At 34.9% G+C, this 21,999-nt stretch carries 20 protein-coding genes and 2 pseudogenes; 6 read left to right on the top strand and 16 right to left on the bottom strand.

Annotated features, from left to right (window positions below):
* Window positions 1-558: 558 nt before the first annotated feature.
* Window positions 559-687, top strand: a complete 129-nt coding sequence (locus ACQKMD_RS19485) for a hypothetical protein (RefSeq protein WP_427754033.1) — start codon at window positions 559-561, stop codon at window positions 685-687.
* A 349-nt stretch (window positions 688-1,036) separates the two neighbouring features.
* On the opposite strand, the gene ACQKMD_RS19480 is transcribed toward ACQKMD_RS19485, so the two are convergent.
* The 3 genes from ACQKMD_RS19480 to ACQKMD_RS19470 form a co-directional block, all read right to left on the bottom strand.
* Window positions 1,037-1,921, bottom strand: coding sequence for an alpha/beta hydrolase (locus ACQKMD_RS19480; protein ID WP_427754031.1), 885 nt, complete (start codon window positions 1,919-1,921; stop codon window positions 1,037-1,039).
* A 258-nt stretch (window positions 1,922-2,179) separates the two neighbouring features.
* Window positions 2,180-2,725, bottom strand: coding sequence for a GNAT family N-acetyltransferase (locus tag ACQKMD_RS19475; RefSeq protein ID WP_427754029.1), 546 nt, complete (start codon window positions 2,723-2,725; stop codon window positions 2,180-2,182).
* Window positions 2,726-2,852: 127 nt separating this feature from the next.
* Window positions 2,853-3,095 (bottom strand): hypothetical protein, encoded by a 243-nt coding sequence (locus tag ACQKMD_RS19470; RefSeq protein ID WP_427754027.1) that lies wholly within the window; start codon window positions 3,093-3,095, stop codon window positions 2,853-2,855.
* Window positions 3,096-3,818: 723 nt separating this feature from the next.
* Here ACQKMD_RS19470 and ACQKMD_RS19465 point away from each other — a divergent pair.
* The gene (locus ACQKMD_RS19465) at window positions 3,819-5,588 is read left to right on the top strand and encodes a methyl-accepting chemotaxis protein (RefSeq protein WP_427754025.1); all 1,770 of its coding nucleotides are present in this window, start codon (window positions 3,819-3,821) and stop codon (window positions 5,586-5,588) included.
* Window positions 5,589-5,782: 194 nt separating this feature from the next.
* The gene (locus tag ACQKMD_RS19460) at window positions 5,783-6,007 is read left to right on the top strand and encodes a hypothetical protein (RefSeq protein ID WP_427754023.1); all 225 of its coding nucleotides are present in this window, start codon (window positions 5,783-5,785) and stop codon (window positions 6,005-6,007) included.
* 229 nt (window positions 6,008-6,236) lie between these two features.
* Here the strand turns inward: ACQKMD_RS19460 and ACQKMD_RS19455 are convergent.
* Window positions 6,237-7,359, bottom strand: a pseudogene (locus tag ACQKMD_RS19455) (IS3 family transposase).
* A 389-nt stretch (window positions 7,360-7,748) separates the two neighbouring features.
* Between ACQKMD_RS19455 and ACQKMD_RS19450 the strand changes: the two are divergent.
* Window positions 7,749-7,992: pseudogene (locus ACQKMD_RS19450) on the top strand (ATP-binding protein); the annotation flags it as partial.
* Window positions 7,993-8,082: 90 nt separating this feature from the next.
* The gene (locus ACQKMD_RS19445; protein WP_427754021.1) at window positions 8,083-8,766 is read left to right on the top strand and encodes an N-acetylmuramoyl-L-alanine amidase family protein; all 684 of its coding nucleotides are present in this window, start codon (window positions 8,083-8,085) and stop codon (window positions 8,764-8,766) included.
* Between the two features lie 20 nt (window positions 8,767-8,786).
* Here ACQKMD_RS19445 and ACQKMD_RS19440 read toward each other — a convergent pair whose 3' ends face one another.
* The 6 genes from ACQKMD_RS19440 to ACQKMD_RS19415 all read right to left on the bottom strand — a co-directional run bounded on the left by ACQKMD_RS19440 (window position 8,787) and on the right by ACQKMD_RS19415 (window position 15,453).
* Entirely contained in the window at window positions 8,787-9,011 is a 225-nt protein-coding gene (locus tag ACQKMD_RS19440; protein WP_427754020.1) for a hypothetical protein, read from the bottom strand.
* A 498-nt stretch (window positions 9,012-9,509) separates the two neighbouring features.
* The gene (locus tag ACQKMD_RS19435; protein ID WP_427754037.1) at window positions 9,510-9,977 is read right to left on the bottom strand and encodes an NUDIX domain-containing protein; all 468 of its coding nucleotides are present in this window, start codon (window positions 9,975-9,977) and stop codon (window positions 9,510-9,512) included.
* Window positions 9,978-10,357: 380 nt separating this feature from the next.
* On the bottom strand, window positions 10,358-11,224 hold the full coding sequence (locus ACQKMD_RS19430; RefSeq protein ID WP_427754018.1) for a GNAT family N-acetyltransferase: 867 nt from the start codon (window positions 11,222-11,224) through the stop codon (window positions 10,358-10,360).
* A 175-nt stretch (window positions 11,225-11,399) separates the two neighbouring features.
* On the bottom strand, window positions 11,400-13,256 hold the full coding sequence (locus ACQKMD_RS19425; protein ID WP_427754016.1) for an ABC transporter ATP-binding protein: 1,857 nt from the start codon (window positions 13,254-13,256) through the stop codon (window positions 11,400-11,402).
* Window positions 13,253-14,977 (bottom strand): ABC transporter ATP-binding protein, encoded by a 1,725-nt coding sequence (locus ACQKMD_RS19420; RefSeq protein ID WP_427754014.1) that lies wholly within the window; start codon window positions 14,975-14,977, stop codon window positions 13,253-13,255. Before ACQKMD_RS19420 ends, ACQKMD_RS19425 begins: the two co-directional genes overlap by 4 nt.
* 5 nt (window positions 14,978-14,982) lie before the next feature.
* Window positions 14,983-15,453, bottom strand: a complete 471-nt coding sequence (locus tag ACQKMD_RS19415; RefSeq protein WP_427754012.1) for a MarR family winged helix-turn-helix transcriptional regulator — start codon at window positions 15,451-15,453, stop codon at window positions 14,983-14,985.
* Window positions 15,454-15,804: 351 nt separating this feature from the next.
* On the opposite strand from ACQKMD_RS19415, the gene ACQKMD_RS19410 reads away from it, so the two are divergent.
* Window positions 15,805-16,395 carry a class I SAM-dependent DNA methyltransferase gene (locus ACQKMD_RS19410; protein WP_427754010.1) on the top strand — a complete coding sequence of 197 codons (591 nt, stop codon included), beginning with the start codon at window positions 15,805-15,807 and terminating at the stop codon, window positions 16,393-16,395.
* 348 nt (window positions 16,396-16,743) lie between these two features.
* Here the strand turns inward: ACQKMD_RS19410 and ACQKMD_RS19405 are convergent, their stop codons facing one another.
* The 6 genes from ACQKMD_RS19405 to ACQKMD_RS19380 all read right to left on the bottom strand — a co-directional run bounded on the left by ACQKMD_RS19405 (window position 16,744) and on the right by ACQKMD_RS19380 (window position 21,814).
* Complete coding sequence (locus ACQKMD_RS19405; protein ID WP_427754008.1) at window positions 16,744-17,052, bottom strand: MFS transporter; 309 nt, start codon at window positions 17,050-17,052, stop codon at window positions 16,744-16,746.
* The gene (locus ACQKMD_RS19400) at window positions 16,974-17,711 is read right to left on the bottom strand and encodes an MFS transporter (RefSeq protein ID WP_427754006.1); all 738 of its coding nucleotides are present in this window, start codon (window positions 17,709-17,711) and stop codon (window positions 16,974-16,976) included. The genes ACQKMD_RS19405 and ACQKMD_RS19400 overlap by 79 nt, the downstream gene beginning before the upstream one ends.
* A 328-nt stretch (window positions 17,712-18,039) precedes the next feature.
* Window positions 18,040-18,918: a TRM11 family SAM-dependent methyltransferase gene (locus ACQKMD_RS19395; RefSeq protein ID WP_427754035.1), complete on the bottom strand. Its 879-nt coding sequence runs from the start codon at window positions 18,916-18,918 to the stop codon at window positions 18,040-18,042.
* A 77-nt stretch (window positions 18,919-18,995) separates the two neighbouring features.
* The gene (locus tag ACQKMD_RS19390; protein WP_427754004.1) at window positions 18,996-19,577 is read right to left on the bottom strand and encodes a branched-chain amino acid aminotransferase; all 582 of its coding nucleotides are present in this window, start codon (window positions 19,575-19,577) and stop codon (window positions 18,996-18,998) included.
* A 427-nt stretch (window positions 19,578-20,004) separates the two neighbouring features.
* On the bottom strand, window positions 20,005-21,297 hold the full coding sequence (locus tag ACQKMD_RS19385) for a hypothetical protein (protein ID WP_427754002.1): 1,293 nt from the start codon (window positions 21,295-21,297) through the stop codon (window positions 20,005-20,007).
* Entirely contained in the window at window positions 21,278-21,814 is a 537-nt protein-coding gene (locus tag ACQKMD_RS19380; protein WP_427754001.1) for a sigma-70 family RNA polymerase sigma factor, read from the bottom strand. The genes ACQKMD_RS19385 and ACQKMD_RS19380 overlap by 20 nt, the downstream gene beginning before the upstream one ends.
* Between the last annotated feature and the right edge of the window lie 185 nt (window positions 21,815-21,999).

Genomic DNA, 21,999 nt, shown 5'->3' with positions numbered 1-21,999 from the left:
ATCCATTATAAAGGACTTTTTTTATGCACAAAACAAGATTATTGAACATTTTGAGTATTTTTAAAATTAAAGTTATTTTAATGCAACGCTAGTGTCAAATTTTATATTAAACATACATAACGCCTATGTCTATACCTATATACTCCAATTCAGTAAAATACGTTTAAGAAGGAGAAATTGTACCTTTTGAATAGAGTTTGATTATCTTCAATCAGCATTTACTGACTTCTATTACACTAAATCTGTTTTTCATGCTATAAAACTGTAAACAAAGGGAGAATATCATAGAAAGAACTGTTTCATTAATTACTCGGAGTAATAAACTTGGATTAAAGTTATATCCATTCTTTTCAGGATTGAATAAATTGACAAAAGAAAAAAGACTGAAATCCTTACGTATCTTGCTCAAATAATGATTGATTATGTATAGGCGATGAACTAAAACATATACATTACATAATATAGATATAGATATGAATTTTCAAAAAAAGGATGATGTATAAAATGTCAATGTTGATATTGTGATTATTTCAGTAGTGGGCACTGGTACCCCTGCAAGTGGCGGAGGAATACCGGACAGCTGGGACGATGAGTGCTGGGAAATTGATCGCTGGGAGAATGATGGCGGTAGAAGTCCCAGTACAAGAACTGGCAACGGTTGTGACTGGAAAAGTTATGATGGCTTAGGATATTACTACTGTTAAATTTGGATAGAGGGAGGCGGCCAGTCTCCCTTTATAACATTGTACCCACAGTTTATCTCCTTACATTTATGATTCCCCGCCTGTAATGTAAAATTCTTTTTCTTACTTCACTAACCTACCCGATAAGCAAAAAAGCGTTCCCATTGTAGAAACGCCCTCGTTAGTTGAACAAGAGAATGTTAGTTAATTAGATAATACTAATACTTAAAGAGGAACCTGCAAAGTATGGCCTTTTTAAATACCTCTTGTTTCCTTTTCTATCAATCCCTGATTCTTGGCGGATTAAAGCTCGTTCTTGTTCTGATCACACAATAAAATGCTCTTACTGCATGTCAGTCCCTACCCGCCTCGTAAATCTTCTGCGCCAGCATAGCCGGTCTTGTACGCGAATCCGTAAAGTGGTCACCGTCCCCGACGATTAGACGGGACTGGCCTAGCCGTATTGACATATGCGGATGCCAGCCGAAGCCCTCCCCTTGTGGCAATGCGTTGTCTTGGTAGAAATAGAGATAGCTTTTGGGAGTGGACAGCGCGTAGAATGCTTTAAGATCTAGCTTTTCGAAAAGTGGCCTAGCTGGTTCCGGAGTGACGCTTGCATACATCTGTTTGGCTTCCTCTAAGGTGGCCGTATTGACGAAAAAATCTCGAAACAGTGGAAATGGTAGCATGATCGTATTGTCCATTGAGCTGGCTCTAAGTAGCTCGAAACTTTGCCTCATCTGAGTCGGGAACTCATCGACAACCGATTCGCCGTCTTTCAGTACGAACGCGTCCCAGAAGACAAGGCGCTTTATGCGATCTGGTACCTGTTCTGCAACCTTTTGGATGACAGTTCCGCCGAAGCTGTGCCCTACGAGAACAAAGTTGTGTAGGTTCAGTTTCGTTATAAAATCAACGACGGACTTCGTAATCATCGCATGCGTGACATTTTTGTTCGGATCTTTGCCGTGACCTGCGTATTCCGGCGTATAGACGGCATGCCCTCGACTGCGCAGCACCGCTGCTACGCCGTCCCAGAAGTGAGCGTCAGCCCAAGAACCATGCACTAGCACGAAGGTAAGCCGTTGTTGTGTGGGTAAATGGTATCTTTCATCCGATTCGAGGTCACTATTGCAGAGCCAACATCCTTCAGAATAAGGCGGGTAATAATACCCGCCGGGCATAAACCTATAATCGGAATATGGGAGTTGATGAATTTTTTGGAGATAAGGAAACATGTACAAAACACCCTTTCAAATCGACATATATTATCAGCTTATGCCCACAGCGTTTGAGAGGTTCCCACATTAATTCGCCAAAAAAGTCGCAAGAGAGAACGGTGGAGAAACTGAAATAACTGGACTGATTTCAAACTGTGAAAATAAAAATTTTGTAGAAAAAGCAATTGCTTTAACCCCGACCCCAAAGCCCTATAATCTTCAACTCAAACAACCCGTTAGTTCAGGAAATTTTGAAATTTGTTTGTTCTTTAATCCTTATTCATTAAACCTACCCATTAAAATGGTATTATAGTAATTTCCGTCAGATAGAAGTTTGTCCTTGTTTAAAATACCTTCCACTTCAAAACCATATTTTTTATACGTCTTCATAGCTTTTTCATTGGTTTCAAGAACATTCAAAGTCATTTTCATTATTCCATTTGAATCTGCCCAGTGAATAGATTCTTTTAATAAATTTGTCCCCATTCTATATCCCCAGTACTCTTTTAATACACAGACTCCAAATTCCACTTTATGAGAAGTTCTTTTCAATTTGTTCCCTTCACATCTTGAAAAACCTACAATTCTTTGATTAACTTCAGCAACTAAAAATAGGTTACTATCACTTTCTGTATCATCTTTAATTATTTGTTTAAAACCTGATTCATTTATGTACGCCTCGCCCTTTTCCCTATCTAAATTCTCTGTTTCACCATCTATTTGCAATCTTATTTCAGATAGGTTTTTCGCATCAGTTTCTATTGCTGACCTCACTATATATCGTAAATTATGAACAAAAAATTCTTTTGTATTAACGATCATTACAATTTCCTCCCATCAATTTCAATTCTTTATTGAACTATCCTACCCTTAAAGATGAATAAAACTAAGAGCTGTCTAAACAGCTCAGTGCTCTTCAAGTAAAGCCCCCGTTACTTGATTTAGAAAATCACTCCCAACTCCCCAGTTTCTCTTCAATTAATTTTATACAACTACCAGAACCAATAAAATCAACTACATCAAATCCTGTTTCTTTTTTATTTATATTACAGACAGCAACTTCATTTTCATTTATATAAACTGAATACAAGGTGAAGACATCCTCAATTGAATAAAGGTAATTTCTATGAATTTCATTTTTAATGTCAGCAATATTCTCTATTAACTTTAAGGTTATTTCTGGTTTGGGCATAGAACCATCCTTTCCACACAATCTTGGTTAAACTAATAAATTCTAGTTGTTTAATTTAAACTCCTTCTTCAACTATACTGCCCTGTTAGTTGAATACGGGGCAAAGATTAGCCTGCAATACGATTAAAACCGGAGAAACACACACTGTTTGCATATATCCATACTCAGGGACAATAGTATACATAACTAATAGCAAGTATCAAATTTTAAGTTATAATGTCTATCAAAACTATACGAAGGAAACAAAGTATAAGCAATTTACTACACCAACATTAGAAAGGGAGCATATTATATAAGTGTTGAAGAATCTTTTGGATTGCCTTATATCCCTTATAAATTACTAGTATCAACGATCCATTAAAAGAGGGTGTCGCAAAAGTGTTTCAATCACTTTTACGACACCCTCTTTTATATACAGCTGCTTAAATAGCATCTGATGATAAGTAACTTTTGTTACCTCTTTATGATTCCACTATGAAATAGTTAGACTTTTGACAAACTGAAATAAGCATTTTCTCTTTCTTACTTCAAAATTTAACATAAACTAAAATACCTATTAATATATATATATATTTTCATTTTTTCAGTACAATATGTTTACTTTTCATTATTCAAATGTTAAATTGGATTGGATTATATTAAAAAAAGGAGGTCAAATTAATTCAATAATTCCATTTATTTAACTGTTTCACATTTCATATTTTACGGAAAGGGAGCTACTACATGTTAAAGAAAAAAGGAACAACCAGTACAATTTCGTTTAAATTACTAGTTTTAATTTTTGCTTTGATTACATCAGTAAGTACTATTATTGGTACAACAAGTTATTACTACGCAAAAAAAGCGTTAATAACTAGTGGAAAGTTAGATTTGGCTCATTTAACTAATGGGGCAACCGAGGTACTTAGATTATTGAATGATGAAGTGGAGCAAGGTAACCTTACAAAAGAAAAAGCACAAGAAAAAGCTCGAAATATATTAATAGGACCTCAAGAAGAGAGTGATACGCTTCTACATAACTATAGTAAATCAGCATTTGTTTATAAAAATCAAGGTTATCTATTTGCATATAATTCAGATCTTCGAGTTACCATGCATCCAGTGATTCCATTACATGAAGACCGAACAGATTTCCAAAATAATAGTGGTCAATTTGTCGTTCGAGATTTAGTAAGCATTTCCCAATCAAAAATATATGAAGACCACTTTTATACATACAGCTGGATCAATAAAGAAGGAGAATCTGAACGCGAGAAAATTTCTTATATGACCTATTTTGAACCATGGGATTGGCATATTGGAATAGGCGCATACACTGATGAGTTTTATGCCTCACTCACGAAGCTAAAATGGATTACTATTCTATTAACTTCGATTTCGGTAGTACTAGGATTAGCAACTTTCTATTTTACTACAAGGAAAAAATTCGCATTGTTAAGCACTGTTTCGCAAACATCGTTGCAGATAGCAGGTGGTGAATTACGAAATAAAAAGCTACCTGAATCTAACGATGAAATTGGCCAACTCGGTACTTCTTTCAATCGAATGACTTCAAATTTACGTGTCCTACTCTTAGATGTACAACAAACAAGTGAATCATTAGTTACTTCTGCGAATGAACTATCTGCTGCATCAGAAGAGACCTCTGCAAGTAGTGACGAAATCGGTGCCGCTATGACAGAAATTGCAACAGGTGCAGTAGGACAAGCTTCAAACTTAGAAGAAACAAATATTAGTCTTGAGTTGTTAACCTCTTCCATGAAGGAAATGAACAATCAAAATAAACATATAAAAGAAATAACAGCTATTTCTGAAGAAGCGACAAGTAAAGGGAAAAAAATCGTTAACATACTAAAAGAATCTAATAATCAATCTACACAAGCATCCGAACAAATCAGTATCGGTATCACAAATCTAAATACAAAACTAAAAGATATTTCTACTTTTACAGATGCCATTAATAACATCTCACAGCAGACCAATCTTTTGGCATTAAATGCAAGCATTGAAGCTGCACGGGCTGGCGAACACGGTAAAGGTTTTGCTGTCGTTGCTGAAGAAGTGCGTAAATTAGCTGATGAATCTAGTAAATCGACGCTTCAAATACAGCAAATGATTTCTGGAATTGAACAAGAAGTGGAAAACACTGTGACAGCAATGTCTACAACCTACGCCATTTCTAAACAATTAAATGGTGCTGTCAATGAAACAGAAGTTGAATTCCTGAAGATTTCAGATTCTGTCCAAGAAACAGTTAATGAAATGGAAAAGTTACATGTAGAAATTCAACAAGTGATAAAACAAAGTGCAGCTATCAGTGATGCCATTCAAAATGTCTCTGCTATTTCAGAACAAACCGCAGCTTCTTCCGAAGAAGTGACGGCGTCTATTGATGAACAAATACTAGCTATTCACAGCATTACGACGCTAGCACAAGGTTTAACTGATTTAAGTGAAAAAGTAAATGAAGCTTTACGAAAATATCATTTATGATGTCCTCCTTATTACTAACGTCATGACTTTAATGACAATAAATATAAGATGCTTTACTTGAATATATCGAGCAATACTATAGTAATTCCAAATTCCTATTAAACCTACCAATGAATATAAATATTACGTATAATTAGATTGAATTGGCAATTAATTAAGTTGTTTCATTCCAACCTATTTAGGGAGGTAATACGATGGAAGAAAATAAACAAATTATTCAAGATGAATCAAGTAAATTTAATTCAGATGACGATTCAATTTTTAATCCGATGAGGTCTGATAATCAAATAATGGGCTCTCCATCTCATAAGAAAATGCATTTACAACAACAGCCAAAAGGAATTCGTTTAATAGGATATACGCTTATTGGATTTTTACTACTTATTGTTGTATTCTCTATTGTTGCCCGATTTTTATAGTTCTCATCTTCTCTTTCACTAAGCTTGTTAGTTAGGGATATCATATTCTACATCATGCAAAAGACTTGACTCCTTAACGGAATCAAGTCTTTATTTATTGTATCACTTTTAATTGTAAACTGTTTGGTATTTAAATTTAATAAATGATCGTCTGACTATTTCGCTAATTCTTTAATAAGCATTTTTCTATATTTACTATTTGGAATGTCAACACTAAACTGGACAACTTTTATAAGGACTGCTGCTTAAAATCAGTTGGCGTAAGATAGCCAAATGTTTGGTGAATCCGAATATTGTTAAACCAATTCACATAATCCCAAAGTTCAAGATCAAGCTGTTCAAGAGAGAGGAAAGTGCGTTGGTACACAAATTCAATTTTAAAGCTTTTATATGTTGCTTCGGCCACGGCATTATCATACGGGCATCCTTTCGCACTAAGTGAGCGTTGGATACCAAATGCTTCTGTCGTTTCTGCCATTAGCTGATTATCAAATTCAGAACCACGATCGGTATGGAATAATTGCACATTGGTTAAGTTGCTTTTAATACTACTCAACGCTTTATATACAAGGTTTGAGTCTTTATTCGGACCCACACTTGCACCGACTAATTCACGGTTAAAGAGGTCAACAAATAAGCATACATAATGCCATTTTTTCCCGACGCGTAGGTATGTTAAATCACTGACTAAAACTGATAACTCTTTTTCTTGTTGGAATTCACGATTTAAAACATTGGCTATTTGTGCTTCGTTGCTACGCTTTTTCTGTGGTTTAAAATAGGCCACTGTATAGTTAGAGACAAGAACGAGCTGTTTCATGATACGACTAATGCGACGTCTTGAAACGACTTTCTCTTGCCTCTCTAGTTCTTTCTTGATCTTACGTGTCCCATAGTTATGACGACTTTGTTTGAAAATAACGTAAATGCGCTCCTGTAAATCAGCCTCTTCAGCTTGTCTTTCGTCGTCTTCGCTTTTCTTCACTTGATAATAGTATGAACTCTTGGAATTTGCAGGACGTCGCACATTGCTGATACCGAATATTTGTGAGCGTTCTTACGAATCACATCTATTTTCGTCCCATGATCAGCGCTGCTTGCTTTAAAATGTCGTTCTCCATCTTCAAGCGTTGATTTTCTTTACGTAGACGCAATAATTCTTTTTCTTCTTCTGTACGATTTTCTTTCGCTGAAAATGAGCCCATTTCTTGATGATTTTTAATCCACCGATCTAACGCAGAAGTTGTAATATCATATTCTCTGGCAATATCCGCACGGGACTTCCCATTTTCATAAAGCTTCACTATTTGTAGCTTAAATTCAGGGGTATACGTTTTACGTTCTCTTCTCATTTTTGACACGCTCCTTAGGATAGTAATTTTAGTGTACTAGCCCTTATAAGAACTATCTAACTTAGCGTAGCCTATCCACAAATATAAAAATACGCTTAGAATAAATAAACATTCTAAATAATGGTAAGCGTCAAATATTCCCCACCTACTATTTGTAAATAACCCATGAGCTAATCTCCTTACATACTACATGTGGAGTTTTTTTATGAATAGCACCTATTAAAGACAGTTTGACGAAGCCTTAAAGATTTCACCTGATTCACAGAAGGGGGAAAGTTAATCAAACAAAAAACTCCAAAATCAACTTTTATTGTATTTTTTGAAGGTTAGCGGAATAATCTCAATCCAATTTGCTATAATTGGCAGTGCGTTACTTATACTCCGCTTTTCTGAATGGGCATATTGATAATGGAGAAGTTGTCGTACAAATTATTAATTATGGAGATAGTATTCCAGAGGAAGAGTTGCCGTATCTTTTCGATATGTTTTATACAGGTGATAAAGCACGAACCCAACAGCAAGATAGTACAGGGATTGGTTTATTTATTGCAAAAAAATATTGTAGAGCAACATAACGTAACGATTTCTGCCGAAAGTAATTTAATACGAACAATGGTGCTGAATCTAATTTAATAATTTAATAAAAATTTTAAGTTTACCCTACTTTTTATTTAAATAGTTTTTTCTATCCTATACTTAAGTAAGCTTAAGGAGGAGTATTTGATGAAAAAAATGACGAAAGTCTTTTTATTTATACTAGTATTTATAAGTGCAAGTTTCATTTTATTTAAGGTACAAGCACATAAAAATGTAACAACTGATGATTTACGTTTGAAAGGGAAAACAATTGTAATTGATCCTGGTCATGGCGGGAGAGACATAGGAACAAAGGGAAAGAAACATGGAACAATAGAAAAAGATCTTAATTTAAAAGTAGCCCAAAATATAAAAAAAGAGTTAGAAGAGAGAACGGATGCGAAAGTCATTTTAACACGTGAAAAGGATACTAGCTTATTGTTAGAGACCAAGCAAAAAGAAGAATTACAAGCACGGGTAAATATAGCTAAAAATCATTCAGCAGATCTTTACATTAGCATTCATCATGATGCTTTTGAAGATACGAGTGTGCAAGGAATAACAACTCATTATGGAGCGAATAAATGGTCAGATAAGAAATTAGCAAAGAGCATACAAAAAGCTATTTTCAATCAAGAAATAGATACTCGAAATAGAGGCGTTAAAGGTAGTGATTATCTTGTTTTAAGGGAGAATTCAACTCCAGCTGTTTTAATTGAGTTAGGATTTACTTCGAATGAAAGTGATGAGAAACGAATGAATTCAGAAGAATTCCAAACAAAATCAAAAAAAGGTATTGTTGATGGGATTATTGGATATTTTACAGAATGAACTTGGTTGTAATTAATCAATTAATGAAAAGATACAATTCTTTCATTAATATAAATAGAAAGAGTTGCATTCTTTAGAGTGGAAATCTTCCTCTTGTCTACAGGATAGTGTATTTCTTTATTAATTTCGACATCATCTGCATTTTTTCTTTCTCTATGCAGCGCTTCATCTTGTTTTTCCAGCTCCATGTTTTTCGCTGCGAGTTCTTCAATTGTAGATGAGGTGACCGCTACTGATTTTTCCATAGTAAAAGGAATTCGACATGACTCGACGAATTCCTTTTTTACACAATGACTTTTGCAGAAACTTTTGGATGAGCTTGTTTTTGTTCATGTGGTAGACCATCGAGTAACCAGTGTAATTGTCGATGGCTAATCGCTAGTGGTTGTGTTGTTTGTCCATCGGGCAACTGAAATCGTTTGTGGCACACCAGGCAGTGACGCTAGACTCACCACTTGCTTTAAATGTTTCAATCCACGCCTGCCACATGGCTTGCCGTTCGTCTCTTGTCACGAAAAAACCTCCTAACCAATGATGGTAATGTGATTATCACATAACATGAAAAAGGTTAGAAGGTGGGCTATATTTGGCGCTTACAAATAACGGAAGCTTGTTGAAGTAAATAAGAAAATGAACAAACAATATCATTAAGATAGGGCATAAAAAATATAGATGGCTCTACAAACGTGTAGAACCATCTATATTTCGTTTATGGAATTACCGTACATTTAACAAAAGCCCCATTAATTATTATCACCTAAATATACAGATCTACTTATTCCATTAGAATAATCGATGATATATTTTCTAATTGATTTAGGATAAATTCGATAGTCCATTAAATTTTCTACATCTATCCATTCGATACCAACTTGATGAGAATCTGGGTTAGAAGGATTTTTTTGTTCTCCCGTATTATTTACTAATTCACAAATAAAATAAAATTCTATTTGATGAACTTGTCCATGTATTTCAGCGTATTCATGATTCTTCCCTATGTATTCACGAATGTGTAATAGTTGCTTTACGACTACTTTTTCGTCTACTTCCTCCAAACATTCTCTTACAATGGCTTCGCTAAGGGTTTCTCCATGTTCTTGTCCACCACCAGGGAAAATGTAAAAGAAACCGTCCAAATAATGATGTTTAGTTAATAAAACCTTTGAATCTTTAAATATTATTGCTTTTGCCGAATTTCTAATTTGCAATATAAACCCTTCCCCTTGTGAAATTTTTCTGCCCCTGTGTTCTTCAAATCACCTAGTCCTTTAGTTGAAGCGTTAAGTTGAGCATTTCTCACCAACAAGTTCAAATTGAATCGTTTCTCCCTTTGAAAATCCGGAGATGTCCACATCATTAAGACCAAAGTTTGTATTCTCTAATCCTCCTTTTCTTATCAACTTCAATGGTTACATATTTATTAAACACTAGGTCTTCAGGAAGTATATCAAATGTTAATGAATAACCCTTTCAACGTTTAGGGAAAACAGTATTAATAGTGATTCTCAGTACTTTATTAAATACTGTAGCGATAGTAATCATCATAAAAACAACCAGTTCAGTCACTTTAATAAGTGATGAACTGGTTATATTAAAACGTTTTAGTCATGAAAACTTGTGATACTGGCGTCTCTTCAAATCCCTTTTCCATCAATAAGGAAACTGTGCGTCCATTCCCTTTTAAAAAGTTATATGTTGAGCGATTTATAGGCTTGTCATATTCTAAAGCATAAGCAAGTAATGTATTTAATGCATTTTCATCACCATTTTCGGTTACTTGAAATAATGTAATACTTTCCGTCTCATTACCGAATACTTGTTTTTTTCGAATAAGACATGCAGCTTGCATCTCTCCATTTTTTGTAATCACCACAGCTTCACCACCTATTTTAGGCGTGTTGCTAGCATCCGTTTGCCAAGGTACAATAGCTGGAAATAAATCTGACTCTATTGCTTGCACAGCAGGCAATCTAAATATTTCATAGTCATTTATATTCGGTAACTGACCTTCTAATATTCCATTAGAAGATAAAAAGAGCAAATCGTCAATTACATTGTAACCACACTTCTCATATAACGATATGGCAGGTCTATTTTCTGAAAGTGCTTCTAATGTTGCTATAGAAACTTTTTTGTCCATTAAGACTTTCTCCGCTTCCTGCATCAAAAAAAAGCCTAACTTCTTCCCACGATATTCAGGAATAATCCCTGTTCCACCATTCCATGAAATCTTTTGACCATTCACTTCTCTAATTCCTTGTAGTACAAATCCAACAGGCTCTACATCATCATATGCAACAATGGAAATCGATGGAGATAATCCTTCATTACCAAACTTACTAACGAATGTGTCAAAAGGTAAATTCATCGGTAATAAATAACCTTCAAACCCTCTATTAAATAATTCGTGCGCTTCTTGAAAACTTATTGACGACATTAATTTAAAAGAAATAATCATTTCTTACCTCCGATTTTTTATCATGGTATTCGGGCTGTAATTTCTGCAAATATAATATTCTATTTATTTCATTATATTGTCATTTGTTGTTATATACAACTCAAAAATAACTGACTATTCTGTCCCTTGAAAGTCAAAAAGCCTTGACTCTAAAGTGGAATCAAGGCTTCATTTTTTACATCGCTTTTTCATTTGAAAATTGACTGTTATAGAGGTCAGCATAAAACCCGTCTTCTTCTAACAAATCTTGATGTGTTCCTTGTTCAATTACTTTTCCTTGATCCATCACTAAAATCAAGTCAGCGTCTCTGATAGTTGAAAGACGATGTGCAATAACGAAGCTAGTTCGTCCTTCCATTAAACGATTCATCGCTTGTTGGATCAACAATTCTGTACGCGTATCAACACTTGAAGTTGCTTCATCCAAAATCATAATTGGAGGATCAGCAAGCACTGCTCTAGCAATTGTTAAAAGCTGCTTTTGTCCTTGTGAAATGTTGGATGCTTCTTCGTTTAAAACTGTGTCATATCCGTCTGGAAGGGTACGAATGAAGTGATCTGCACGAGCTGTTTTGGCAGCCGTGAATATTTCTTCATCAGTCGTATTTTCTTTCCCAAAAGCCAAGTTCTCTTGAATCGTACCGTTAAAAAGCCAAGTTTCTTGAAGCACCATACCAAATGTTTTCCGAAGGTTTTCGCGTGATATATTACGTGTATCAATACCATCAATTTTGATTTCCCCATCATTTAACTCATAGAATCTCATTAACAGATTAATTAGTGTCGTCTTACCAGCTCCGGTTGGACCTACAATCGCAACTGTTTGACCCGGAAGTACTTCAATGTTCATGTTTTCTATTAATAATTCATTGCTGTATCCAAAACTAACGTGTTCAAATGTAACAGCACCTTTTGCTTGTGTTAAATTGGAAGTTGTCACTTCTTTTACTTCCTCTTCTTCATCTAACAACTCAAAGACACGTTCTGCAGCTGCAATCGTTGACTGGATAATATTCGCAATGTTTGCTGTTTGTGCAATTGGCTGTGTAAATTGACGTGTATACGTAATAAATGCTTGTATATCACCGATTGAAATGGCACGTTGCGTTACTAAAATACCACCAACAACACTAATAACGACATAACTTAAGTTTCCGATGAAAGACATTAATGGCATGATCATTCCCGAGATAAACTGCGCTTTACGTCCTGCTTGATACAATTTTTCATTTACTTCATCGAACTCTGCTACCGCTTTTTTCTCATGACCAAAAACCTTCACTACTTGATGACCTGTGTACATTTCTTCAATATGACCATTCAACTGCCCAAGTGTTTTTTGTTGATCTGCAAAGTGCTTTTGCGACCTTTTCAAAATTGGTTTAATAACGAAAATAGAGAGTGGTAGACTTACAATTGATATTAACGTCAGCAGCGGGCTAATTGTTAACATCATGATGATGATTCCAACAATCGTTACAATTGATGTGATAAACTGTGTCACACTTTGCTGTAATGTACTACCAATGGTATCAATATCATTCGTAACCCTACTTAGAGTTTCACCATTTGCACGTCCATCATAGTATTTAAGCGGAAGCTTCTCTAGCTTTTCATTGATTTCTGTTCTTAAATTATAAACCGTTTTTTGAGCGACACTAGACATGATATATTGTTGAATATACGAAAACAAACTACTTATTACATATAGTCCAGCTAGTAAGAGTAAAAGTTGACCGATTGCATGGAAGTCAATTTCTGCACCTGGAACCCCTTTGAATTTGCTGTATGCCCCTTCAAATAATTTAGTAATCGCATTCCCCATAATCTTCGGCCCAACAACCATAAAAACAGTACTCATAATGGCCGCCAATAACACGATGATTAATTGACTACTTTGTGGTTTTAAAAAGCTAAGTAGACGGCGAAACGTACCTTTAAAGTCTTTAGCTTTTTGTCCAGCCATCATCATATTACCGCCATTCCCCATTGGACCGCCGCCTTGAGGTTGCGTATTTCTATGCTTACTCATGCGATTTCCTCCTCTGAGAGCTGTGATTTAACGATTTCACGATACACATCATTTTCTATAAGCAACTCTTTGTGTGTACCAATGCCAGCGATTTCTCCTTTATCTAAAACAATGATACGATCCGCATCAACTACAGTACTTACACGCTGTGCAACCAGTAACATTGTTGCATCCTTTGTTTCTTCTTTTAGAGCTGCACGTAGACTTGCATCGGTTTTATAATCAAGCGCTGAAAAGCTATCATCAAAAACATAAATATCCGGCTTTCTTACTAAAGCTCGCGCAATTGAAAGTCGCTGTTTTTGACCACCAGATACATTTGAACCACCTTGTGAGATTTCAGATTCATATCCATTATCCATTTTACTAATAAAATCTTCTGCTTGGGCTATGCGCGCAGCATGTTCAATCTCTTCCTGCGAAGCGTTTTCTTTACCAAAGCGAATATTTTCAGCAATCGTACCAGTAAAGAGTAGTGCTTTTTGCGGAACATATCCAATCTTCGAACGAACTTCTTCGATTGATGCCTCTTTTAAATCCACGCCATTAACTCGAATCGTACCACTAGTCACATCATAAAAACGTGGAATTAAATTCACAAGCGTTGATTTCCCAGCACCGGTTCCCCCAATAATAGCAGTAATTTCACCTGATTTTGCGCGGAAACTAATATTCGATAAAACAGGCTCCTCTGCTCCTGGATAAGTAAAGGAGACATTGTCAAATTCTAGAGTTCCTTGCTCACGATTGACCGCAATAGATCCTTCATCTAGAATTGTTGGTTTCTTTTCAAGTACTTCATTAATACGCTTAGCAGATACTGCAGCTCGCGGAACCATAACAAACATCATTGATGCCATAACAAGTGCGAACATAATTTGCATGACGTATTGAATAAAAGCCATCAAGTCCCCTATTTGCATGCCACCGTTATCGATGCGAATTCCACCAAACCAAATGATACCAACAACAGTTAAGTTCATGACTAGCATCATTACTGGCATTAAAAATGCCATTATCTTATTAACTTTGATAGAAACGTCCATTAAATCTTTATTAGCCTTTTGTAAACGAACTTTCTCTTGTTTTTCACGATTAAAAGCACGAATCACTCGTATCCCAGTTAAATTTTCACGTAACACTAAATTTAATCGATCTAAACGTGTTTGGACTAATTTAAAGAGTGGTATACCTTTAGTCACGATGAAAAGCACTGCACCCAATAATACAGGTATCGTTGCAACGATAATGAGAGATAGTTTGGCATCCTTAGATAACGCCATTATTAATCCACCGACAAACATTATCGGTGCACTTACGACCATTCGTAGCAACATAATCACTACTTGCTGTACTTGCGTAATATCATTTGTAGTTCTTGTAATTAGTGAGGCTGTTCCCACTTCATCAAAATCTTGAAGTGAAAACTCTTCAACATGATTAAACACCTTACGGCGAATATCACGACCAAATCCCATTGCCGCTTTTGATGAGTAATAGCTCGCCACAATCGAAGCACACACTCCGAATGCAGCCACTATTAGCATTATTCCTCCAATTTTCCAAATATACTTCGTATCACCTACAACTACTCCCTTATCGATAATGTCTGACATAAGAGTAGGTAAATACAGATCCGCCATAGATTGAATGAATACAAGTCCAATCACCGCTAGAACAATCCACTTATAAACTGTTAAGTTTTTTAGTAGTTTAACCACTTTAATCATTCTCCTCTTTCTATGACTTCTTCTAATAACGTGGTAATTTGGCGTTGTGATGTTAGAAGATCATCATATTGCTTTTCGCTTAGTAACTCAGTCGCAGTTTCAAAAGCTTTTAGAATGCTACTTTCTTGTTTTTGTATCTTGTCATAAAGCACTTGACCTTTTTCACTTAGGGTCAATAGCATTTCGCGTCGATTATCTTCTACTGGATTCCTCTTTATCAATTCTGCCTGCACAAGTCCATCAACAGCTTGACTTAATGTACTTTTAGGAAAAAATGTTGCTTTCCCTAGCTGCTTTTGTGTCATTTCTTCAAATGGTGCAATCGTTATTAATAGCGCATATTGAGGAACCGTAAGATCATTTTCCAATGCCGTTCGTTGCACTATTCTCCTGATACAATGGTTCACATGCCAAAATGAATGTAATAACTTTTCGGACCTTAGAACAGCGTTTTTTTCGAGACTCAAAATCCCCACTCCTTTCACTCTAAACAGTTCCATTATGAACAGTTCTATAATAGTACATATTAATTTACCTTTTTATTGATAAAGAATCAAGGCACAAGCGTTGCATCAGTGAAGCAAAATTATCCCTCTATTTAGATATAGTAAAACCCTTAAAATATGTTATTTTGTGATCTGTTAACAACAATAGAAACATACCAATTAAAAACAATTATGATATTATTAACTATATAAATGAGAGGAGTGATTTAAATGCGAAACACTACTAAGGTGATGGAAAAGTAGTTTATGAAAATGCTCTTCCTATCACAGAATCTATAAACAACAAAATCATGATAGAAGAGGTAAAGATATATGACGGAAAATATATTTGAGAACAATTTTGAAAAATATGCAGATCCAAAACAGTATGATTATATTTATGATAATTATAAGAATGACTTAAATATAATTTTAGAATGGGCTAAATTTGATGCACTTCCCATTATTGAATTAGCATGTGGTACTGGAAGGCTAACGATTCCTATGGCGAAACGTAACTTTTCTATGGTTGGAGTGGACTTACATGAAGGTATGTTAAATCTAGCTAAACAAAAATCGATAGCACAAGGTGTTACTATTAATTTTTACAAACAAGATTGTACAGCATTAAGTTTGTCTGTTAAAAGTTCACTGATATATATGACAGGCAATTCTTTTCAACACTTTTTAACAAACAATGCTCAAGATGCTTTATTACATTCCGTAAAGAAACATCTAATTACTAATGGCGTTTTTATTTTTGACACACGAAATCCGTTATTACATGACTTATCAAAGATTGATGAATACGAGCAATCATATACAAACAACTACGGGGAAAATGTAGTTGAGTATCATCGCGAAGAATATGATGTATTGACACACATCCTACATTGTCAGACAAAACGACACATATATCGTTAAGAAACATTAATAGCTAATGAAGAAGACAACATTTCACTTAGGTTCTCTTTTCCACTTGAAATGGAAAGATTGTTACAACAACATGGATTTGAGATACTGCATGTCTACGGTGATTGGGATAAAAACGCACTAAATGCTAATAGTATTCAAATGATATATATTTGCAAACTACGCGAGGATTAAAAATCTCAAATAGTGAATATACAATAAAGCTACTCTACAAATTGTAGAGTGGCTTTATTATTGCTCTTTGTTCTTTTAATTGTAAAATCCCTAATGCTTTAAATTCAACGCAGATTTATAAAAAGCTGCACTACATAGTACAATAATTGCTACCAAAAGGAAAAGTTAGTTTTGAAAATGTACTAACAACCAACCTCCAATTACTGGTCCTATGAAACTTCCTAAGTTTTTGAATTGGGCAGCTCCTAAGAAGCTTGCCTTTTGCGTTTCTGGAGCAATTTCGTCAATAAGGACATTCATTGTAGGGAATACGAAAATTTCACCAATCGTAAAAAAAACCATCCCAATAATAAATATGAGACTACTATTTGCCACTCCAAATAACGCTAATCCCCCTACAAAAAATCCAATACCCAATAATAATGTAAATTTAGTTGAGTAGCGCTCAGAATAGATACTAATCGGTAATTGCAAAATAAGAACGACAGCTGCATTTTCCGATTCGATAAAATAATCCGAAACATATGATGTATTTGAATTCGCGATGCTAGTTTTTGCTGTTTCATTTCATAACGATTCAATACAATGATTAAAAAGACACCATATACGCAGTACATAAACCCTGTAAATAAAAAAGGCACGCTTGGACTAGACAAGCTGGCAATATATACGCCAACAATTGGACCTATAACAGCTGCAATATTAATCGCTGTGTATCGCAATGAAAAAAGGCGTTTTCTTTTTTCTTGCGGAGTAAAATCAATCATTAATGCTTGTGTCGCTGGTTCAAAAAACGAACGGCATAAACCATTAATAGCGTTTAAGACTATGAAAATAGCTACTATATTTGTCGTAGCAAATCCAATAAACACCGTACTCCATACAAAAACAGTGATTAACAAGATTCGTTTTCTACCAAATCGATCAGTTAAATAACCACCGATGAAGCCCCCAATAGTTGATAGTAATGGCGCAATCCCTATCGTAATACCAATGAGTAAAGGACCGACTCCTAAATCTTTATGTAGATAAAGCGCTAAAAATGGCATAGCCATAAAACTTGCGATACGTGTAAAAACTGTACCGCCTAAAATGATCCATACTAATGGATGAAATTGTTTGAGAAATTTCAATTTAAGCACTTCGCTTTCACATAGTTGAATTTAGAACTTTTCATCAAATATAACACCGTCCGTGTATATATGAATAGGGTATATTTAAGTTAATGTAATATTTTGGTATTCGTCATTGAAAATCGCTGATAATTTCCTAAGAAATTTTTCTTGTTATTATTTGCTTCTTTTTCCCCCAAATATTACATAGCTTCGCAGTAAATTCATAATATTTCCATACAGCCATTTTTAAAATTTAAGTTTCTAAAATCTAAACTGATTTGTAAGGTTTATCAAATAAATAGAAAACCCCTACTACATGAAAAATAACATGTAGTAGGGGCATATATTATTTACAAACTAATACTTGTCTAGCAAAAGTACCTTTTCTTGCTTCACAGCGATCGATTATTTCAAAACCAGCTTCTTCTACCATATGGTCCATCGTGTCAATCGTTACTATGACAACTTTCTTTGTGAATCGATGAGCCTGCTTTACGATATCAAGTTGTTCTTCTATTGTAATATGTGTAAATAAATTATACGGCATATCGATGATAGCAACGTCATAATTATCATCAATCTCTGAAATCGGTCCGGTTGTTACATCGCCTTTTAGTCCGAAATGTGCGATATTTTTTCTCGAGCCTAATACGACCCGTCGATTAATATCTCTTCCTACGATATCAATTCCCATTGATAATGCTTCAACTAACACCGTCCCAATTCCGCAACAAGGATCTATTGCACGAACCCCTTTAGGATGTGGAACTGCAATATTTGCGACTGCTCTTGCGACACGTGTATTAAGTGCAGTTGAATACATATGCGGTTTTTGCTGATGATGAAGCCAGATTGGTTCACTAACGACTAAGTTCCCGAAATACCATTTGTTATCTATAGTTACGATACCAAATACAGTTTCAGGTCGCTCCAAATCAGGTTCACCTTGAATCCGTAAACCTATGTTACGTTCGATTTCTCTTCGCTTCGAGTGACCAATCTTTTTCATAGCATCAAGCTCAGACTCATTCAAACAAACAACTTTAAATGTTGCATTATCTAAATCGAGTTGTTCAACTAAGTCCGCTATTTGTTCGACGCTCTCACATTCAAATATTACTTCTAAGCGCTCTTTCATAAACGGACTTCTACTTGGATTAATCTCTATCGTACTTTTTAACACATTTGACAGGACGTCGAATCCAAAAAATGCCCGCATCTCCATGCGACACAAATCATACTCATCTCTATGCCCAGAATATGTGTAAATAAACTCTCTAATACTCAATCATTCCCCATCCTTCACTGTGTTCCCTCTATCTCTTCAACTAATCTGAAAAAGAACCTATAAATCATGTTATAGATATCCTCAAATGACTGCGCTTCATTAAAACCTTCTATATAGTCCAATGGCACATTTACATCCCATAAACCATCTTCAGCTGAAAACATGACACTATATTTCGCATTTTCTACATTTAATTGCGTATTTAAATAGCTTTTAATAGTCTCGCCGAATTTCTTTTGCAATTTCAAGCCAAATAATGCTGTATAAGTTTCGAATACATCATCGAATTCAAGCGCAACCGCGTCAATGCGGATTAACTCAAAATTTCTTGATTCTACATAAACAAATTCATTTGCTTGTTCTTTCAAATACGAAATTGATTTTCCTAAGAAAGCAGGAGTTTCAGTAGCTATCAATTCTTCCGTTTCTTTATTGCAGCGTTCAAGAACATCTGTATGAAATGCTTTTTTAGTAACAGTTAGGTCACTTGAAAGTAATTGATGTTTTTCTGCGAATTCCTTTTCAATATTAAACAACTCAATTTTGTTTTCACTTATATGATTTTCAATATAATTTTCCATTTGTTGTTTTAACAATTTAAGTCAGCTCCTTTACTCGAAAGGAATTGAATTGGATTCCTCTCATACTCTAGTATAGCCTAGTTTGGTCTGTTAGACCTTTAATTTATAAGCTCTCAGTCAAATCATGACAAAAATTTTTGCTATAGGATTAATTATTGGGTTCTTGATATTGAAATCCTATCAGAAAGAACACCAACATTGTAAGATTGCTTAACTTTCATTAAAGAATCTACTTTTGAGATGGTGTTCACATTGATTGTTTCATTACCCTAAAGATATTTAAGGATTCTATTAATTTAATCGTTTCTTCGCACCATTCACTTTTTAATACATTAGATAGATAGTTAGTTAACTGCAAAATACTCAAGTCATGCTTTTGCCTTTAGTTCTTGTGAAATCAAAAAAACGTTTCAAAAGCCTATTGACTTTTGAAACGAGTAGTTTATTCTACAACATTTCCTTTTTCATCGTAAAATTCTGCAAAATATCCCTCTGATAAAGCTTCATTTAAAATCTCCCCTGGAATTGTCCAAAATAAGGTTTCTTGAGGTTTTACTTGAAAAAAAGTAGAGTATCCTTTTTTTACGAATTTCACTTTTGCAACATTTGGTATGTTATTATAGAAGCTACTAGAAAAATTACCACCATCGAACGTTCTTTGATAACTACTTAATGTCATATTACTACCCCACTCCATTTTTTCATATAAATAATGACCATTCTTCAGGCCAAATGATGCGAGTATATATTGATCATCCGCTTTCGCTAATGCCACCCGTTTATCATCGTACGCAGCGGCTGTTACTAATTCTAAATTTTTAATATTTTCAATCGGCTCTCCTTCATCCGCATATATATCTAAAGCGCTAGTTATGGATTGCAACATCATCGTTTCATCATCACCATATAGTTTTACTTCCTGATTATTATACAGCCCAATCAATCCTAAAACTAAGAACACCAAAGGTAGGACAAAAATCCAATTTCTTCGTCTACCACGTATCGTTATAATGACTACGGCAACAAACAATAGAACGAATAATATAAAAGAACCCAATGTGAGAATGGGAAGACTCGCCACTTTTTCTGTAAACGTAAGTGGTTTTGCCAAATCCTTTGGATAATCTGGCAGGGCTACGTAATTAGCCAAAGTCTTTTTTAGTTCTCTACTATTAGATACTACATCACGGAATGCTTGATTTTCTGAAAAAGCCTCGTAAACTTCCGGTGCCCCCTCATCCCCCTTTACAACGTAGGCATTCATATATTGTAACAATTCAATTAGAGAAGTTCTTTCACTTTTAGATAAATCCGGTGACTCATAAAATAAGCTTTTTCCAGTTTCGATTGCCCGCTGTAACAACCAATCATTTTGAACGAAAAATGTATTTCGTAGCTCTTCAATCTTCTCGACTTTTGAATCGTCGGTAGCACGTAATTTTACTAATTCAGTGAATAAGTCCAATCTCTCCTCAACAGTTTGTGTCACTGCCTGATTAACCTTTGTTGAAGAGTTACCGCTACTAACAACAACTTCTTCTTGATCTGTAGGCAATTCTATTAATATAAAAATCAACGCAATAAGTGCAAATGACGTTAAAACCATCGCCATATATGGATATAAATTAGTTTTTTTCTTCCCTCTTATTTTTTCAATCGTTTCACGTTTCTTTTGTATAGAGAACCTCCCGTGTTTATACCCGTTTTTCATCACATCACGAATTGGATCTAGCATATAATTCTCTCCCTTCTTGTAATGTCGTCCCCAACATATCTCTACCTCTTTTTAACCTGGTTTTAACCGTATTGACGTTTAAATTAAGTGTTTCACTTACTTCTAATAAAGACAATTCTGCAAAATGATACAGCACAATCACATCTTTGTATTTAGTAGGTAAGTTTTCAATGGCATGTAAAAGCCTATTTGAAGTATCTCGATCCATTACAATGGACTCTGTTGTTTGCTTTGATGCAATCCATTTACCAAAAAAGTCGGTAATACGTACCTTTTGATACTTCCAGCTCGCTATGTAGTCATGGCAAACATTCACCGCAATTCGATATAAATACGTTTTTAATGCAGCATCTTCTCGGAAATGCTCCATTTTTTTGTAGTATCGTATGAATGTCTCTTGTGCGGCATCTTCCGCTATACCCCAATCACGCACGTATGTATAACAGAGCTGCACCAGATAATCTCCGTAAAGATCCATAGCCTGCTGCAAGCGTATCTCTTTTTCTATATCATCCATTCCGCTTACCCTCCTTTAATTATTTGTAGTTAGACTAGGCGAATATTGGAAAAGTTTCATTATTTTTAAATAAATAATACTAAAGTGTACCACTAGCGTTGCATTAAAATAACTTTAATTTTAAAAATACTCAAAATGTTCAATAATCTTGTTTTGTGCATAAAAAAAGTCCTTTATAATGGATA

It is taken from the genome of Viridibacillus sp. NPDC096237, assembly GCF_050278625.1.
In the GTDB taxonomy this organism is placed as follows: domain Bacteria; phylum Bacillota; class Bacilli; order Bacillales_A; family Planococcaceae; genus Viridibacillus.
Note: the sequence above shows the minus strand (reverse complement) of the source record. Positions and strands in the feature narration are given on the sequence as shown.